The sequence below is a fragment of the Bartonella sp. PS7NMGDW genome (genome assembly GCF_042193585.1).
GTDB classification, from domain to species: domain Bacteria; phylum Pseudomonadota; class Alphaproteobacteria; order Rhizobiales; family Rhizobiaceae; genus Bartonella; species Bartonella grahamii.
Genome location: NZ_JBHILX010000082.1, coordinates 1 through 1,171, shown reverse-complemented (window position 1 = coordinate 1,171; position 1,171 = coordinate 1). Strand labels below are relative to the sequence as shown.

Below are 1,171 nucleotides of genomic sequence, written 5' to 3'. Positions count from 1 at the left end.
ACAGTAAAAAATATTCGCACTGAAATTGAGCTATTTTCATAAATTAAAAAATGAAATTAAGAAAAGATCAATTATCGCAAACTATACACTTTACTTTGGTGTCAAAATTATAATAATGACAACAAACATCAGAATGCATATAATAGTAAAAAAGAGTCACATTAAAATGAAGTCGATCATTCTTATAATTTTGATTGCAAACATTTTATCAGCTTGTGCATTAGCACCAAAGCTAAAACAGCCAAATGATAGAAACCGTGTGCCTATTAATAAAACAATCCCTGCCGAAATTAAGCGAGGAGACAGATGAAAAAGCGGTTTATTATAGCGGGAATGATCACCCTTTTGGGAATGATAAATTTAACTCTAACGTCTAACTTTAGTTGGGGTTCTGGAACTCAAGGTTCAACTGTCCAAACTCCTCCCCCTTTTCCAGAAGCAGAATATCTGAAAATTATTGATTTGTTAAAACAACAAATTAAAGCAAACGAAGACCAGATCGAAAACACGAAAAAAGTCTATCAGTCTATAACAGGAAATAAAAAAATAAAAAGAGAAGAATTATCGAAATTTTTATTAAAACATTCGCCTTTTTACCCATCTACCCACAAAACATACAAGGGTTTATATAGCAAAAACTTCAAAGGTCATCCTTATTTCGAACAGCTTATAACTGAAGTTAACGGAGAAGAGTGGAGAGTCATCCTCCCGTACATAGAACATAAAATACTATACGATATGCTTAATAAGCGTCTTCAATATAGTGGAATTGTCGATAAAGCTGTAAGTTTGCAAACTTTCCAAGATGCAGAGAACCGCTTTACACAAATTGCCGGTTTCTTAAAAGATATAGATAAAACAAAAGATCTGAGAGAAGTTTTCGAGCTGCAAACACGTATCAGAAACATGTCAGCGGTACTCCAAAATGAATATACGAAGCTACAAATGGTCAGAAATTTAAGCAATAATGAAGAGTTTCTTATCGAAATGCAAAAACGTATATTGTATAAGAGAGTTATGAACAATGCCTTCACACGTGTGCCTCAAATAAGATTTTAGCCACTAAAGCTCTTTACAAGATTTGCTTTTTTTTCATAAAAACAAAAGCCACTGTAGAAAGTTCAGTACTATCCGAACAATTCAAAGAGGCACAAAGATTTTATCAAAGCCA

General features: G+C 32.8%; 2 protein-coding genes. Both read left to right on the top strand.

Annotation, left to right across the window (positions count from 1 at the left end):
- The first annotated feature begins 166 nt into the window (after positions 1–166).
- Complete coding sequence (locus ACFIKJ_RS09365; protein ID WP_375619110.1) at positions 167–310, top strand: TrwH protein; 144 nt, start codon at positions 167–169, stop codon at positions 308–310.
- Positions 307–1,059, top strand: a complete 753-nt coding sequence (locus ACFIKJ_RS09360) for a type IV secretion system protein (RefSeq protein WP_375652207.1) — start codon at positions 307–309, stop codon at positions 1,057–1,059. The genes ACFIKJ_RS09365 and ACFIKJ_RS09360 overlap by 4 nt, the downstream gene beginning before the upstream one ends.
- Positions 1,060–1,171 lie beyond the last annotated feature (112 nt).

Excerpts from the sequence above, each read along its gene's own strand:
- ACFIKJ_RS09365 (WP_375619110.1), top strand. The coding sequence starts at position 167 with ATGAAGTCGATCATTCTTATAATTTTGATTGCAAACATTTTATCAGCT.
- ACFIKJ_RS09360 (WP_375652207.1), top strand. The coding sequence starts at position 307 with ATGAAAAAGCGGTTTATTATAGCGGGAATGATCACCCTTTTGGGAATG.